The following is a 14,869-nucleotide window of genomic DNA, read 5'->3' as shown; positions in this document are numbered from 1 at the left end:
GCCGTTTCTCCTCGTCATCCTGGGAAGGAGGGCTCTGGGCCGGAGGCGACTTCCGCCTGTGTTCCGGATGTCCGCTCTGTTGAGGAGTTTTCGTGCTCGTGGACAGGACATTCGTGTGCGGGCTCGGTGCCGATGCGGTTGATTTCCGCCGCAGCCTCCTCGACAGCGTCGACGATTCCGATGTATCCGGTGCATCGGCAGATGTTGCCCGACATTTCTTCGCGGATCCGCTCCCGGGTGGGCTCGACTTCCCGGTGTAGGAGGTCGAGTGCTGACATGAGCATTCCGGGGGTGCAGAACCCGCACTGCAACCCGTGTCGGTCGCAGAAGGCCCGCTGCAAGGGGTGCAGGGTACCGTCGTCGGCGGCCATCCCTTCGACCGTCGTGATGGACGATCCATCGGCTTGGACGGCGAACATCAGGCATGCTCGCACGGGCCCGCCGTCGACCAGGATGGTGCAGGCTCCGCAGACGCCGTGCTCGCATCCGAGGTGGGTGCCGGTCAGCCCGAGATCTTCGCGCAGTGCATCTGCGAGGGTCTTGCGGGGCTCGATGTCGATGGCGGCGCGTTCTCCGTTGACGGTGAGTTCGATTCGCATCAGTTCACTCCTGCCTTGTTTCCTATCGCTTGGTTCAGTGCGCGGAGTGTGAACTCCTCGGTCATTGCGACTCGGTAGTCGGCTGATGCGTGAAGATCTGACGCTGCCGTGATTGCGGTCGCAGCGAGGCGTGCGGCTTCGGCGATCTTCTCGTCGGTTGTGGGCCCGTCCGCGAGGATTTCTTCGGCGGCGTGGGGGCGGATGGGTACGGCGCCGACACCGCCGATGGCGATCCGCACAGCCCCTCCGACTTCGGCTACGACGACAGTGACAAGACCGAAGTCGCCGTGCCGGCGGGCGAATTCGGCGAATCCGGACCGCTCCGGGACCGGGAAGTCGACGGCGGTGACGATCTCGCTCTCGTCCAAGGACGTCTCGAGGGGACCGACGAAGAGGTCGTCCACCGAGAGTGTGCGTTTACCGCCGGGTCCGTGAATGTGGACGAGTGCGCCCAACGCGCTCGCCACGACCGGGAGTTCCGCGGAGGGATCGGCGTGGGCGATGCTGCCTCCGGTGGTGCCCCGGGTGCGGATGGCGCTGTGCCCGATCCACTTCGCCGCCTCCGACAGCAAGGGCAGATGGGTCTGCTCAATCAGCATCGAGTGCCGAACCAGGGCACCTACTCGCACGGTGGTGTCGTCGATCTTCTCGATCGTGTCGAGTCCGGGCACTCGGTTGATATCGACCAGGATCGTCGGACGCCCGAGGCGCATCGCCAGCACTGGCACGAGACTCTGACCCCCGGCCAGGACCTTGCCGTCGCCGTCCGCGAATTCCAGGGTCTTGACTGCCTCGGCAATGCTGGAGGGACGGCTGTAGTCGAATGGTGCAGCCTTCATAAGTGCATCCTCACTTTCCCACGAATTTCGGCAGACGGTTCTCGGCACGGGCGCGCTGGCTCTCGGCGAAGTCCGCGCTCGCCCAGCACTGATCGAACTCGGCGTCGAGCCGCTCGTCCCAGCTGTCGGGTTCGGTCAGCGCCTGCACCGCATGCTTGGAATACATCAGCGAGAGCGGGGCATACGTGGCGATCTCGTGCGCGAGTGCCCGGGCCTCGTCGAGCGTGCCGATGCGGTCCGCGAGACCACGGGCGAGGGCAGCGGGTGCGTCGAGGGTGTCGCAGGCGAGCAACACCGCGCGGGCGGTCGCTCCCCCGGCCAGTGTCGCGAGCCGGCGGATCGTCCACGGGTCGACGGCCAGGCCGTTGCGGGCCGTCGGGATCGCGAACTTCGCGCCGGGTGCAGCAATGCGCAGATCGCACGCGATGGCCAGTTGTGTGCCAGCGCCGATCGCGGGCCCGTTGACGGCGGCGACTACCGGGATCGGTGCTGCGGTGATCGCGTGCAGTGCGGTGTAGAGGGCGGTGCGGAAGCCGTCGCCGTAGACGCCGCCGAAGTCCGCGCCTGCACTGAATGCGCTGCCGGCGCCGGTGATGACCAGTACCCGCCGCCCCGCCGTGACACATCCGTCGACCGCGGCGGTGAGATCGTGCAGATGAGCGATGTCGAGGGCGTTGCGCTTATCGTGACGATCGAGGGTGATCTCCGCAACGTCGCCGTGCTCGGTGAGGGTGATCATCGCAGCGCCTCCCACAGGGTGGCCGGTGTGATCGGGAGATGATGAATCTCGATCCCGAGCGCGTTATGCACCGCACCGGCGAGCACTGCATTGGGCCCGAGCGTGCCGCCCTCGCCGACACCGCGTACCCCGAGAGGATTGTCCGCCGGAACGGAGATGTGCTCGATGATCATCTCCGGCACCTCATGACTGGTCGGCATCAGGTAGTCCATCAGCGTGCCGGTCGACAGGTTGCCCGCGTCGTCGTAGACGAGGTGTTCGTACAGGGCGCCGCCGATGCCCTGCGCGATGGACCCGACGATCTGCCCTTCCACGACCATCGGGTTGATCACCCGGCCGGCATCCTCGGTGCAGACCCATTTGAGGATTGTCAGATCGCCGGTCTTGCGGTCGATCTCGATGGTGGCCGCCTGGGCGCCCGCCGCGAACGCACCGCGGATCGGATCGAAGAATCGGGTGGCCTGCAGGCCGGGTTCGATTCCTTCGGGGAGCTTGTTCGACTCCAGGTAGGCGATCCGTGCCAGCTCCGCGAGCGTGGCCAAGGGTTTAGTGTCGTCCGGGCCCCAGATTTCGCCGTCCCTGCAGTCGAGGTCCGCCTCGTCGACTTCATGGAGGGCGGCGGCGAGTTTGAGCACCTTGACTTTGACTGCCTCCCCCGTTCGGTGCGCGGCACCGCCACCGATGACCGCCTGACGTGAGGAGAAGGCGCCGAAACCCCACAGTGATTCGTTGGTGTCGCCGATCCGCACGTTGACATCGTCGTAGGGAACGCCTACCGCGTCGGCGACGATCTGCGCGATCGTGGTCTCCGACCCCTGTCCCTGAGTGGTGACACCGCTGAGCACGGTCACCTTGCCGTCGGGATCGACGCGCACGGTGCACGCGTCGTGGCCGGTGCGAAACGGCATCCGCGGGCCGGCCGCCGCGGCACGACCGAGGCCGGTGAGTTCGTTATAGCAGGCGAATCCGATGCCGATCGGATTCTCGCCCGTCTCACGCCGGCGTTGTTGTTCGGCAAGGAAATCCTCGTAGCCGATCGCGTTGACGCACTTGTCTAAACATGCCCCGTACCAGCCGGAGTCGTCGACGAGCCGACTCGGCATGCGGTACGGGATCTCCTCCGGGGTGACGAGGTTCTTCCGTCTGATCTCGAGGTCGGTCATGCCCAATTCGTCGGCGGCTGCGGTCAGCAAAGATTCCATCGCGAACACCGTCGCGGGCCGGGCCACACCCCGGTACGGCCCCGCGTAGGAGGTGTTGGTGGTGACACCGCGGGTCACACAGCGGTAGTTGTCGAGCCGGTACGGTCCGGGCAGCAGACCACCGGCCATCAGCGGTTCGATACCCGCGGTCCAGGGATACACCGAGTAGGCGCCGACGTTGCAGGTGACGTCCGCGTCGAGGGCAAGCAGCGTTCCGTCCTCCGCGAAACCAGCTTTGACGAGATACCGGTGGTCGCGGGCGTGAGCGGCAGCCTGCAGATGCTCAGCCCGGTCCTCTACCCACTTGAGCGGGTATCCCCGCATTTCGCGGGCCATCACGCACAGTGCGAGATCCTCCGGGTAGAGCACGGCCTTGGTGCCGAACCCGCCGCCGACGTCGGGGGCGATGACACGCACATTGGACTCGGCCAGGCCGAGCAGTTCGGCGAGCATGTTCCGCACCAGATGCGGAATCTGTGTTCCCGACCAGAAGGTGAGCTTGTCGTCGACCGGATCCCACAAGGCCACTCCCGCACGGCATTCCATCGGGTTTCCGGCATGCCGGTTCGTGGTGAGTTCGCGTTCGACGACGACATGCGACCGCGCGAACGCGGCCTCGACGTCCCCGGCATCGAACTTCCGCTCGAGCAGGACATTGTCAGGTGCCTCAACATGGACCGGCACCACGGGCGGTTTCCAGGCCACCACCGTGGCGGGAAGCTGGTCGTAGTCGATGTCGATCCGTTCGATCGCATCCTCCGCGACGTAGCGGCTTTCCGCGACGACCGCTGCCACCGCCTCACCGGCGAATCGGGCCTTCTGCCAGGCGAGGATCGGTTGCGCGGTCTCGACGTAGGACGGGAGCGCGGACTGCGCGCGCAGCGCGATCGACCGAAATGCGGACATTCCGCCGGCGAACGCGCCGTACACGCCCGGCACGGCCTGCGCCGCGGTGACGTCGACGTGGGTGATGGTGGCGTGACCGTAGGGGCTTCGGAGGAAGGCCACGTGCCGCATCCGCGGCAGGTCGAGGTCGGAGACGTATCGGCCGTGGCCGGTGATCAGCCGGGCGTCTTCCTTGCGGCGGACTGACCGGCCGACTGCACCGGTGACAGGTTCTGCAGCGTGATCGTGTGTCATGGCATCGAATACCCACCATTGACGGACACGATCTGGCCGGTGGTCCAGGACGATTTCGGCGAGGACAGCAGCAAGATCGTCGGAGTGACGTCGTCGGGAGTGCCGAAGCGGCGCAGCGGATATGCCGAGAGGATGCGCTTGATCTTGGCGTCGTCGGCGTTGCCGGTGTGGGCGTCGAGGCTGCCGGTCTGCACGAGTGCGATCGAAACGGCGTTCGCGCGGATCTTGTGGCGTGCGAGTTCCTTTGCCAGGGACTTCGTCAGCCCGACCGTGGTCGCCCTGGTGGTTGCGGTGACGAGGAGTCGGGATTCGCCCACGCGGCCGGAGTCGCCCATCAGGTTGACAATCGAGCCCTCGACGTTGCAGTCGACCATCTGCTGGGCCACGGCCTGGGTGACGCGCAGCGTGCCGGTTACGGTGATCTCGACTTGGGGAGCCCAGTCTTCCTCTGTGGTTTCCAGGAACGGCTTGCTCTGGGTGACGGCGGAGTTGTTGATCAGGATGTCGATCGGTCCGAGTTCGGACTTGACGGCGTCGACCGCCGCTTTCACCGCGGCCCCGTCCGCGAGGTCGGCGCCCACGGCGATGGCACGGACGCCGAGAGCGGCGGCTTCCTTCGCGGCTTCCTCGGCGCCGTGGGCCGAGGAGTTGTAATGGAAGGCCACATTGGCACCCTCGGCCGCATAGGCCATACCGATCGCGCGGCCGAGGCCCTTGCCTGCTCCGGTGACGAGGACGGTCTTGTCTGCCAGATCGAGGTTCATATGTCAGTTCTCCTTGGTGTAGACCCAGCGCGTCGCACCGTCTGTGGTGGTCAGTCGTCCGGCTTGCATGCCGGGGAAATGGGCGGCGAGGATGTCGGTGTCGGTGTCGGTGAATTCTCGGACGAAATCGGCGCGGACGGTGGCGGCCGCGACGGAGTCGAAGTCGAAGGCGAAATGCCAGTGCGATTCGATGAGTTCGACTGGGGTGTGGGCGAGGTCGCCGATCAGCGCGGCACGCTGCCCCTCGCTTGAGACGATGAAGGTGGTCGATCCCGGGGTGTGGCCGGGGGTGTGCCGGGCATCCAGTCCGGGAGCGAGGGTCTGGTCACCGGCGAAGAGTTCGAGCCGGCTTTCGAGCGGCTTGAGCTTGCGCACTGCGCCCGGTTCGGCGCCGGGGCTTTCGACGAAGTGCTCCCAGTCGAGTTTGTGTACGCGGTACGTGGCGTTCTCGAAGACGACGGCGCCCTTCTTGGTGGCCCATCCGACGTGGTCGAAGTGCAGGTGCGTGAAGACCACATCGGTGATGTCGGCCGGATCCAGCCCGTGGGACTTCAGGCTTTCGAGGAATTGTCCGCCGCGGTACTTGCCGTTGTCGATCGTCCCGACACCGGCGTCGACGAGAATGTTGCGATCACCGGTGCGGATCAGATAACCGCCGACGGAGAGTTCGAGGTTTCCGTCCTCGGTGAGCAGTTCCGTGTGATCGTCCCAGGGGTCTCCTGGGATCTCCGGCCGGAACAGGACCTCACGGGGGTCCTCGTGGCCGGCGCCGTCGACGAGGGACTCCAGAAGCAGCGAACCTATCTTCATCGGATCTCCTCGGTGGTGGCGGCGTAGGGAGCGAAGACCCGGTCGGCATCGACGAACGGCCGCTCCGGACGCGCGCCGGTGGGAAAGACGAGATTGATCGCCAACGGCAGGCCGATACCCGCCGACGGGTAACCGCTACCGAACGCGGCCGGTGAGAAGGCGGCCGGTGCGGGTCCACGCCCCTTTCGGGTGAGGAGCACGATCAGCGCGATCACCGCTGCCAGCACACCGGCGCCGGGCAACGCGTACTTCATCACGGTGCCGCTCATGCTGCCCATGACATCGAGCGGTTCGACCTCGTCGATGGTCTTGGGACGCTGCGATGCGCCGGTGGAGCCGTTCGCTGCGCCACCCACAATTTCGGCCTCGAGGTTCTTCGCGAACTGCCCGAGAATCTTGTTCGATACGTCGGCGATGACACCGCGCCCGAAACCGGCCGCACGCCCGGAGAGCGCAAGATCGGTAAGCACGTGAACGGTGGTGCCCGAGCCCTGTTCCGAAAGGGTGGCCGTGATGGTGGCCTTGGCGCCGCCTTGGCCACCCACATCCTTTCCCTCGGCCGCGATGACGGCCCGGTAGTTGGCGGGGTCCTTCTCGACGAAACGGCCGGCGCCCTTGTACTGGGCCGAGACCGGGCCGACCTTGATTTTGACGGCGCCTTCGAACTCGTCGCCATCGAGACTCAGGACCGCAGCACCGGGCAGGCAGGGGATCACCCGTCCGAGATCGAGGAGGGCATCCCAGGTCTTGGCCACGGGAAGGTCCACGGAGAAGGTGTTGGTGAGTTCCACAAGAACCATCCTAACTAATAATCGTTAGTATTGAGAGTACGGAGCGTGTCGAACCGTGTCAATCCTGACCGGAACCCCACGTCCGGCGTTGCGTCGACCGAACCAGAAAGGCACGATTGCTGTTCAATCATTCTTTGTTGCAAACACTTTGATCCATCCCCCACCCTCGTCCGCAACTCGTGCGGACCGAAATGACAGGAGAAATGAAGATGAGCGCTGAAGCGGTCGAGGTACGCGAAAGTCCTACCGTGGCAGACTTCACGGTGCGCCGCACGGCCACCACACGGTGGTCCGACAACGACATGTACGGCCACCTGAACAATGCCGTGTACTACCAGCTCTTCGATGCAGCGATCAACGGCTGGATCATCGAGCACTCCGGACTCGACCCGGTCGCCGCCCCATCCGTGGGCGTCGTCGCCGAGTCCGGATGCCGATACTTCGAGCAGGTGCAGTTCCCGCAAGCCCTGGAGGTGGGAATCCGTGTCGCCAGGCTGGGCCGCACCAGCGTCACCTATGACCTCGGACTCTTTCCGGCCGGGCTGCCCGAGACGGCGGCGGTCGCCGCGCGGGGCCGGTGGGTGCACGTCTATGTCGACCGTGACACCCGGCGCCCGGTGCCGATCCCGGACGAGTTGCGGCGACTGTTCGAATCGGCCACCGGATAACCGCGGCGATCCCAGGTCGGGAAGGTTTCGTGGCTACGGCAATCGCCGCAGCCACGAAACCTTGACCTAGGATTCTTCCGCGCCGAGCCCGACCTGAGAGCGCACCCGCAGTTCGGTGAAGGCACTGCCCTGCCGGGGGTCGGGCTTGCCGATCATGGTCCCGATCCAGCAGCCAAGGAATCCGACAGGAATCGACACCAGCACCGGGAAGGTCAGCGGGAAGGGGGCATTCTCCGCGCCCCCCGGCCACACCTGAGGGCCGAGGATGATCAGGACGACGGAGGTGACCAGGCCTGCCCCGATACCGGTCACCGCGCCGAGAGTGTTGAAACGTTTCCAACCCAGACTCAGCGCAAGCGCCGGGAAGTTCGCGCTCGCCGCGATCGACAACGCCAAACCGACGAGCAACGCGACATTGATTCCCGACCCGAGCAGCAGAGTCAACGCAATCGCCACTACTCCGACCCCGGCGGCGGCGATTCTGGCGACCACTGCACCCTCGCGTTCGGTCGCAGTCCGACGCTTGACGACGTTGAACCACAGGTCATGAGACAGCGCACCCGATGCCGACAACACCAACCCCGCCACCACCGCGAGAATGGTGGCGAACGCAACGGCACTGACCAAGGCGATGAAGACGTCACCGCCGAAGCTGCCCTCGCCGCCACCGAGGTACTGCGCGAGCAGCGGCGCGGTCAGATTCCCTCCCGCAGTGGCCTTTTCCGATCCGGCGGGCAGAATTGCGCGAGCGCCGTACCCGATGATCGAGGTCATCACGAAGAAGACACCGATGATCCCGACGGCCCATCCCACCGAACGTCGCGCGGCGCGTGCATCGGGAACGGTGAAGAACCGGATCAGGATGTGCGGTAGAGCGGCCGTGCCGATGGCGTAGGCCACCGCCGAGGACAGGGTGTTGAGCGGGTTCGCGCTCGATCCGCCCGGGGCAAGGTAAGCATCGCCGTTGGGATGGTTGTCGGCCGCTGCCTCGAACATGCTCAGGGGGTTGAAGTTGAACTTCCACAGGACACCGATGCACATGGCGCCGCCGACGATCAGCAGCAGCGCGGCCTTGATGATCTGGACCCAAGTGGTGGCGAGCATCCCTCCGAAGACGACATAGAACAGCATCGCGATGCCCGTTATGATCACCGCGGGGGTGAAGTTCATCCCGGTGAGAGCCCGGATCAGCACGCCGGCACCGACGAGTTGCGCGATGAGGTAGAAGACGACCACCACCAGCGTGGCCAGCGAGGTAGCGGCCCGCACGGGACGTTTGCTGAAGCGGAACGAGAGCACGTCGGCGATGGTGTACTGGCCGGCGTTGCGCATCTTCTCCGCGAAGAGCAGCAGAATCAGCAAGAAGGCGAAGATCGCGGCCGTGGCCAGCACCCACCCGTCGAACCCGGTGAGGAAAATCAGTCCGGTGAAGCCCAGGAAGGTGGCCGCCGACATCAGGTCCCCGGAGATCGCGAATCCGTTCTGGACCCCGGTGACGCTGCGGCCGGCGGCGTAGAAGTCCGACTGGGTGCTCGTACGACGAGCAGCCCAGAACGTCACGATGACAGTGATGGCGAGCACTGCGGCGAAGAAGATCAATCGTGTGAGGTTCATGCGGAGCCTCCCGGCATCGAGTGATCCGAGATCGTTTCCAGTGCTTGCTTTTCGAGGGGAACGAACACGCGTGTCGAGGCACGGAGGTACGCCGCGGTGACAATCCAGACCAGCGCGAACTGCGACAGACCGAGCAGATAAGCGACGGTAACGCCGGGCGCGACGAGATGTCCCATGAAGTCGTGGGCGTAGGCAGTCAGCATGAGGAACGCGCCGAACCACAGGCTCGCGCCGGCGAGGGCCAGGCGGACGAATCGGGACCGGCGTTCGATCAGTTCCGCGAAATAGGTTGAGGATGCGACCTTTTGGATGTCCGGGTCGATGGGCGCGTTGAGGGTACGCCCGACCGTGAAGTGATCTACTTCCATGATTTTCCTCTCGAACTGACCGCCGAGGTGGCGTCGTCACATGAGCTAACTAATATGCGTTAGTATGTAGTTGTGATCGCGCTCACGTCAAGACGAGCTGAACGCGGTGGGACTGCGGCTCGACACCGCCGGGGTCCGGCAGGAGGCTGGCGACAATTCGGCCCGCCCGCGGCAGCGTTGCAACAGGAAGTCCCGAAGAGAGGCCCGGCCGCTCGTGCGACCGAGACCCTCCCCGACCCCTTCCCGGCCAACACCCGGACGGCTACACTAACTAACCATCATTAGTCTTCTCATGGAGGTATTGTGCTGCACACCGACGTGATCGTGCCCATCCCCCAACTACTGGGCAAGCACGCCGCCGAACGGCCGGATCAGGTCGCTTTCCGCGACCCGAACAAAGCGGTGACGTACGCGGAGCTCGAGTCTCGGACTGCGCGCCTTGCCGGTCACCTCCGCGACCTCGGCCTGAACTCCGGCGGCCGGCTTCTGATGTATCTGGACAACTGCGTCGAAGTGGCGGAGGGATACCTGGTCGCCCCCCGGGCCGATATCGTCACCGTCTGCGCCAATCCGGGCGGGACGAGACACGAATTCGTCCACATCCTCGCCGACTCCGGCGCCGCCGCCGTTCTCACCGACATGGCTCATCTGCCGACCGTCCTCGCTCTGATCGACGACGGCGGAACGGACCTCGCACACGTGAAGTTCGTCGTGGTCACCGGAGCACCCACCGATGTCGGATATTCGGGCAGGGTGAAGGTGGTCTTCTATGACGACCTGATCGCGGCGACCCCCTCGGGCAGCGCACCCGATTCCACTGATCTCGATGCCTGGTGCTGGATGCTTTACACCTCGGGCACCACCGGCCGGCCGAAAGGGGTGCACCTTACCCAGCGCAGCTGCCTGTGGGTGGTGGGCGCGTGCTGGGTGCCGATCGCCGGCCTGAGCAGTTCCGACGTGGTGCTCTCCGCACTTCCCCTGTTCCACTCCTATGCCCTGGTGCTGTGTGTACTGGGCGTCGCCGCGACCGGGGCCACCGAGCACCTCCTGCCGAAGTTCTCCCCCACCCAGGTACTGCACGCTCTGGCCGAGGACGGCGTCACGTTCCTGCCCGGGGTGCCGACGATGTTCCGGTACCTGATGGACTCGGCGACCGACACCCGCCTCGATGCCCCCTCGCTGCGCCTGTGCGTGTCCGCCGGCGCCCTGATGGCAACAGCGCTCAACGAAGCGTTCGAAGAATTCGCCGACGTGCCGTTACTGGATGGATACGGCATCACCGAAACCTCCACGATGGTGACGATGAACTCGCCCACAGCCGGTCGCGTTCCCGGCTCGTGCGGTCTGCCGCTGCCCGGGCTGACCGTTCGCCTGATCGACCCCGCGACCGGAACGGACGCTGCTCCCGGCGACGAGGGTGAGCTATGGGTCCAGGGCCCCAACGTGATGCGGGGCTACCACAACCTGCCGGAGGCGACCGCGGAGGTACTGTCCCATGGGTGGTATCACACCGGGGATCTGGCGCACCGGGACGAGAACGGGTTCATCCGCATCAGCGGGCGCATCAAGGAGCTGATCATCCGCGGCGGTGAGAACATCTATCCCGCAGAGATCGAGGACGTCCTCGTCGCATGCGAGGGCGTGACCGACGCGGCCGTCGTCGCAGCGCCACACGACGCGCTCGGAGAGGTTCCCATCGCGTTCGTGGTCGCCGCAGACGAGAGCGGCATCGATGAGGACGATCTGCGAAGCCGCTGCGCTGCGGCGTTGTCCTACTTCAAAGTGCCGGCGGAGTTCATTGTGGTGCCTGAGATTCCACGTACCGGCTCGGGGAAGATTCAACGCCACCGGCTGCGCCGACCGGAGTCAGCCGTCACCACGTAGTTCGCCGTCCCCCGCGCACCCGGTTCCCCGGGGTGCGGTCGCAGCCTGTGCTGTCAGACGCCGAAGAAGGGAAGTATCACTATGAAGATTCGCGGAGCCGTTCTCGAGTCGAGCGGCCGTCCCCGGCCGTACGCGGAATCGACACCTATTTCGATCGGCGAGCTCGAACTCGACCCGCCGGGACCCGGTGAGGTCCTCATCCGTATCGAGGCGGCGGGAATCTGCCATTCCGACCTGTCGGTCGTCGACGGCAACCGGTCGCGACCGATCCCGATGCTGCTCGGTCACGAGGCGGCCGGCCGGATCGAACAGCTCGGCGACGGTGTGTCGGATCTGGCGGTCGGTCAGCGTGTAGTCATGGCGTTCCTGCCTCGCTGCAACGACTGCGCCGAATGCCGAACCGACGGCAAACTGCCCTGCAGTCCCGGCAGCGCGGCGAACACTGCCGGCACCCTCCTCGGTGGCGACATCCGCCTCCACCGCGACGGCACCGACGTCAAACACCACCTCGGCGTCTCCGGTTTCGCCACGCACGCCGTCGTCGACCAGCATTCGGTCGTACCCGTCGGGGACGACGTTCCACCCGAGATCGCCGCCGTACTCGGATGTGCCGTGCTGACCGGGGGCGGCGCGGTGATCAACGCAGGCCGCCCGGCGCCGGGGCAAGCCGTCATGGTCGTCGGGCTCGGCGGCGTCGGTATGGCAGCGCTGATCACCGCGCTGTCCCTCGGTCAAGGTGAGGTGATCGGAGTCGACTCGAATCTTGACAAGCTCACCCAGGCAACGAAGTTGGGCGCCTCCTCTACCTACACCCCCCAAGAAGTCGCGGAACGGAACATTCAGGCCCCGATCGTCATCGAGGCTGCGGGGCACCCGCGCGCCTTCGAGACCGCCGTCGCGGCCACCGCTCCCGGCGGCACCACCGTCACCGTGGGGCTTCCGGCCCCGGACGCCCGGTCCTCGATCTCGCCGCTCGCTCTAGTGGCCGGCGCGCGGACCGTCATCGGCAGCTACCTCGGCTCCGCGGTACCGGCCCGCGATATCCCGGTGTACGCGCAGCTGTGGCGCGACGGGAAACTCCCGGTCGAGAAGCTGATCTCGTCCCGGATCGCACTGTCGGATATCAACGCCGCCATGGACCAACTCGCCGACGGCAACGCCATCCGGCAAGTCATCATTTTCGACGACGAGAAGTGAGGAAGCACTTGACGAGCACTCAGACACCCCAGCAGGCGCTACTCGAAGCGGTCCCGACCGGACTGTACATCTGCGGGCAGTGGCGCCCGTCCGACACGGGGAACACCTTCCCCGTGCACGATCCGGCGACTGGTCGAGAACTCGCCGTCGTCGCCGACGCCACCGTCGCCGACGGAGCCGCCGCCCTCGACGCCGCGGCCACCGCTCAGAAGGCCTGGGCACGAACAGCTCCCCGCGAGCGTGCCGAACTTCTGCGGGCGGCGTTCGACGCCGTGATCGCCCGATCCGACGACTTCGCGATGCTGATGACCCTGGAATTGGGCAAACCGCTCGCCGAGGCGCGCGGCGAAGTGACCTACGGCGCCGAGTTCCTCCGGTGGTTCTCCGAAGAGGCCGCCCGCGTGTCAGGCCGATACGCAGCGGCACCCGACGGGAAGACCCGGCTGCTGGTCCACAAACAGCCAGTGGGCCCCTGCCTGTTCATCACCCCGTGGAACTTCCCGCTGGCCATGGCGACCCGCAAGATCGCCCCCGCGATCGCCGCCGGCTGCACGATGGTCGTCAAGCCCGCCACGCTCACGCCCCTGACCACCCTGCTGTTCGCGCAGGTCCTCGAAGAGGTCGGGCTGCCGGCCGGCGTGCTGAACGTCATTCCTACCTCGCGCGCCGGAGCGGTCACCGGACCGCTCATCGCCGACCCCCGGCTGCGAAAGCTCTCGTTCACCGGATCGACCGAAGTCGGCCGGCGGCTGCTCGCGGACTCGGCGGAGCAGGTGCTGCGGACCTCCATGGAACTCGGCGGCAACGCGCCCTTCCTCGTGTTCGCCGATGCTGACATCGACGCAGCTGTCGACGGCGCCATGGTCGCCAAGCTGCGCAACATGGGGGAAGCCTGCACCGCGGCGAATCGGTTCATCGTGCACGAAACCGTCGCGGAGGAGTTCGCGACCAAGCTCGCCGACAAGATGTCACGCCTCATCGTCGGACCCGGTATCGAGGCGGACTCCCAACTCGGCCCACTGATCGACGAAGAGTCCCGGACCAAGGTTCACGACCTGGTCCAGGACGCCGTCGCACACGGCGCCGCGATCGTCACCGGCGGTCAGCCCGTGCCGGGCGACGGCTACTTCTACTCCCCGACGGTGCTGACCGGCGTCACAACCGATGCGCGCATCCTCCGCGAAGAAATCTTCGGACCCGTGGCCCCGATCACGACCTTCCAGGACGAAGAGCACGCCGTCGACATCGCCAACAACACCGAATACGGACTCGTCGCCTACGTCTACACCCGCGATACCGCGCGCACCCTCCGCATGAGCGAGGAACTCGAGACCGGGATGCTGGGAATCAACGTCGGCGTCGTGTCCAACCCCGCCGCACCCTTCGGCGGAGTCAAGCAATCGGGTCTCGGCCGCGAAGGCGGCTTCGAAGGAATCGACGAGTACCTCGACATCCGGTACGTCGGACTCGCAGACCCCTATGCCTGACCAGGCGCGACACCCGAAGCCGGTCGCCGCGACCGAGCCGTCAGCGCGCGGCGGCCGGCTTCCGTGCCCGGCCTCGGCGACTACCCGACGCCCGTTTGGCGCCCACCATGCTCAAGGCGTACTCGCTGTACTGCCGGGCCACGTCCTCCGCCGTCAGCTCACCACCCTCGTGAAACCAGCGGGCGATACTGACACACATCTCCCGAATCGCGAACGACGCCAGCTTCGGCGTCTCGACGACGAAGACACCCGCCTCCTCGCCGTCGACGATGATCTGCCGGAACGCACGCTCATGGTCCCGGCGAATCTGCTGCGCCGAGGTGCGCTCCGGCTCATCGAGACTCGCGGAATCCTGATTGACCACCAACGCTTCCCGGGGATGGGTGGCATGATGCAACGCATACACCTCGGTGGCGACCCGCAGCCGCTCGACCGGATCGTCGACCTCGACGATCACCCGGTCGAAATCCGCGACGACGCGGTCAAGGGTGCCCAGGACGATCTCACTCAACAGCGAACTCTTCGACTCCATGTGGTTGTACAGACTCGGCGTCCGAATGCTGAGCCGCTCCGCCACCTGCTTGAGCGACGTGCCGTGATATCCACGTTCAGCGAACAGCGTCAATGCCGCATCGAACACGTCCGCCCGCGTGACGGACGGAACGGACGCCGAACGCTTGTCGATGTAGTCAGTCATGATCCCCACCTTCTCAGCCGCCGAACCGGACGTGTGCCGCCGCATCAGGACAAACGTTCATTGTAACGAA

14 protein-coding genes are annotated in these 14,869 nt (G+C 65.9%); 4 read left to right on the top strand and 10 right to left on the bottom strand.

The genetic code is table 11. The annotated features are described in order from the left end of the window. Positions 1-14 precede the first annotated feature (14 nt). Genes CJ177_RS33570 through CJ177_RS33540 form a run of 7 tightly spaced genes read right to left on the bottom strand, consistent with a single transcriptional unit; the run spans position 15 to position 6,884 of the window. Positions 15-599 carry a (2Fe-2S)-binding protein gene (locus tag CJ177_RS33570; protein WP_095869628.1) on the bottom strand — a complete coding sequence of 195 codons (585 nt, stop codon included), beginning with the start codon at positions 597-599 and terminating at the stop codon, positions 15-17. Then, a complete protein-coding gene (locus tag CJ177_RS33565; protein WP_095869627.1) occupies positions 599-1,438 on the bottom strand; it encodes a xanthine dehydrogenase family protein subunit M in 840 nt (279 codons plus the stop codon). Before CJ177_RS33565 ends, CJ177_RS33570 begins: the two co-directional genes overlap by 1 nt. 10 nt (positions 1,439-1,448) lie before the next feature. Then, entirely contained in the window at positions 1,449-2,177 is a 729-nt protein-coding gene (locus tag CJ177_RS33560) for an enoyl-CoA hydratase (RefSeq protein WP_095869980.1), read from the bottom strand. Next, positions 2,174-4,519, bottom strand: coding sequence for a xanthine dehydrogenase family protein molybdopterin-binding subunit (locus CJ177_RS33555; RefSeq protein ID WP_095869626.1), 2,346 nt, complete (start codon positions 4,517-4,519; stop codon positions 2,174-2,176). Before CJ177_RS33555 ends, CJ177_RS33560 begins: the two co-directional genes overlap by 4 nt. Further along, positions 4,516-5,283: an SDR family NAD(P)-dependent oxidoreductase gene (locus CJ177_RS33550; RefSeq protein WP_061045244.1), complete on the bottom strand. Its 768-nt coding sequence runs from the start codon at positions 5,281-5,283 to the stop codon at positions 4,516-4,518. The genes CJ177_RS33555 and CJ177_RS33550 overlap by 4 nt, the downstream gene beginning before the upstream one ends. Before the next feature lie 3 nt (positions 5,284-5,286). Beyond that, complete coding sequence (locus CJ177_RS33545) at positions 5,287-6,093, bottom strand: MBL fold metallo-hydrolase (protein WP_095869625.1); 807 nt, start codon at positions 6,091-6,093, stop codon at positions 5,287-5,289. Next, the gene (locus CJ177_RS33540) at positions 6,090-6,884 is read right to left on the bottom strand and encodes an SRPBCC family protein (RefSeq protein ID WP_095869624.1); all 795 of its coding nucleotides are present in this window, start codon (positions 6,882-6,884) and stop codon (positions 6,090-6,092) included. The genes CJ177_RS33545 and CJ177_RS33540 overlap by 4 nt, the downstream gene beginning before the upstream one ends. A gap of 209 nt (positions 6,885-7,093) precedes the next feature. On the opposite strand from CJ177_RS33540, the gene CJ177_RS33535 reads away from it, so the two are divergent. Further along, entirely contained in the window at positions 7,094-7,552 is a 459-nt protein-coding gene (locus tag CJ177_RS33535) for a thioesterase family protein (RefSeq protein ID WP_179443344.1), read from the top strand. 66 nt (positions 7,553-7,618) lie between these two features. Here CJ177_RS33535 and CJ177_RS33530 read toward each other — a convergent pair whose 3' ends face one another. Beyond that, the gene (locus CJ177_RS33530) at positions 7,619-9,166 is read right to left on the bottom strand and encodes a cation acetate symporter (RefSeq protein ID WP_095869623.1); all 1,548 of its coding nucleotides are present in this window, start codon (positions 9,164-9,166) and stop codon (positions 7,619-7,621) included. Beyond that, positions 9,163-9,534, bottom strand: coding sequence for a DUF485 domain-containing protein (locus CJ177_RS33525; protein WP_061700421.1), 372 nt, complete (start codon positions 9,532-9,534; stop codon positions 9,163-9,165). The genes CJ177_RS33530 and CJ177_RS33525 overlap by 4 nt, the downstream gene beginning before the upstream one ends. Positions 9,535-9,837: 303 nt before the next feature. Here CJ177_RS33525 and CJ177_RS33520 point away from each other — a divergent pair, with 303 nt between their 5' ends. The 3 genes from CJ177_RS33520 (at position 9,838) to CJ177_RS33510 (ending at position 14,102) form a co-directional block, all read left to right on the top strand. Continuing rightward, entirely contained in the window at positions 9,838-11,418 is a 1,581-nt protein-coding gene (locus CJ177_RS33520; RefSeq protein ID WP_095869622.1) for a class I adenylate-forming enzyme family protein, read from the top strand. A gap of 81 nt (positions 11,419-11,499) precedes the next feature. Then, a complete protein-coding gene (locus CJ177_RS33515; RefSeq protein WP_095869621.1) occupies positions 11,500-12,615 on the top strand; it encodes an alcohol dehydrogenase catalytic domain-containing protein in 1,116 nt (371 codons plus the stop codon). A gap of 8 nt (positions 12,616-12,623) precedes the next feature. Further along, on the top strand, positions 12,624-14,102 hold the full coding sequence (locus tag CJ177_RS33510) for an NAD-dependent succinate-semialdehyde dehydrogenase (protein ID WP_095869978.1): 1,479 nt from the start codon (positions 12,624-12,626) through the stop codon (positions 14,100-14,102). A 40-nt stretch (positions 14,103-14,142) separates the two neighbouring features. Here the strand turns inward: CJ177_RS33510 and CJ177_RS33505 are convergent, their stop codons facing one another. Then, positions 14,143-14,799 (bottom strand): TetR/AcrR family transcriptional regulator, encoded by a 657-nt coding sequence (locus CJ177_RS33505; protein WP_095869977.1) that lies wholly within the window; start codon positions 14,797-14,799, stop codon positions 14,143-14,145. Positions 14,800-14,869 lie beyond the last annotated feature (70 nt).

It is taken from the genome of Rhodococcus sp. ACPA1, from assembly GCF_002300195.1.
GTDB classification, from domain to species: Bacteria; Actinomycetota; Actinomycetes; order Mycobacteriales; family Mycobacteriaceae; genus Rhodococcus_F; species Rhodococcus_F opacus.
The sequence above is the reverse complement of the archived record's forward strand: the minus strand, read 5'-3'. Positions and strand labels throughout refer to the sequence as shown.

What these genes read in the sequence shown, in the direction of transcription:
- CJ177_RS33570 (WP_095869628.1), bottom strand. Translation starts at nt 599, where the DNA reads ATGCGAATCGAACTCACCGTCAACGGAGAACGCGCCGCCATCGACATC.
- CJ177_RS33565 (WP_095869627.1), bottom strand. Translation starts at nt 1,438, where the DNA reads ATGAAGGCTGCACCATTCGACTACAGCCGTCCCTCCAGCATTGCCGAG.
- CJ177_RS33560 (WP_095869980.1), bottom strand. Translation starts at nt 2,177, where the DNA reads ATGATCACCCTCACCGAGCACGGCGACGTTGCGGAGATCACCCTCGAT.
- CJ177_RS33555 (WP_095869626.1), bottom strand. Translation starts at nt 4,519, where the DNA reads ATGACACACGATCACGCTGCAGAACCTGTCACCGGTGCAGTCGGCCGG.
- CJ177_RS33550 (WP_061045244.1), bottom strand. Translation starts at nt 5,283, where the DNA reads ATGAACCTCGATCTGGCAGACAAGACCGTCCTCGTCACCGGAGCAGGC.
- CJ177_RS33545 (WP_095869625.1), bottom strand. Translation starts at nt 6,093, where the DNA reads ATGAAGATAGGTTCGCTGCTTCTGGAGTCCCTCGTCGACGGCGCCGGC.
- CJ177_RS33535 (WP_179443344.1), top strand. Translation starts at nt 7,094, where the DNA reads ATGAGCGCTGAAGCGGTCGAGGTACGCGAAAGTCCTACCGTGGCAGAC.
- CJ177_RS33530 (WP_095869623.1), bottom strand. Translation starts at nt 9,166, where the DNA reads ATGAACCTCACACGATTGATCTTCTTCGCCGCAGTGCTCGCCATCACT.
- CJ177_RS33525 (WP_061700421.1), bottom strand. Translation starts at nt 9,534, where the DNA reads ATGGAAGTAGATCACTTCACGGTCGGGCGTACCCTCAACGCGCCCATC.
- CJ177_RS33515 (WP_095869621.1), top strand. Translation starts at nt 11,500, where the DNA reads ATGAAGATTCGCGGAGCCGTTCTCGAGTCGAGCGGCCGTCCCCGGCCG.
- CJ177_RS33505 (WP_095869977.1), bottom strand. Translation starts at nt 14,799, where the DNA reads ATGACTGACTACATCGACAAGCGTTCGGCGTCCGTTCCGTCCGTCACG.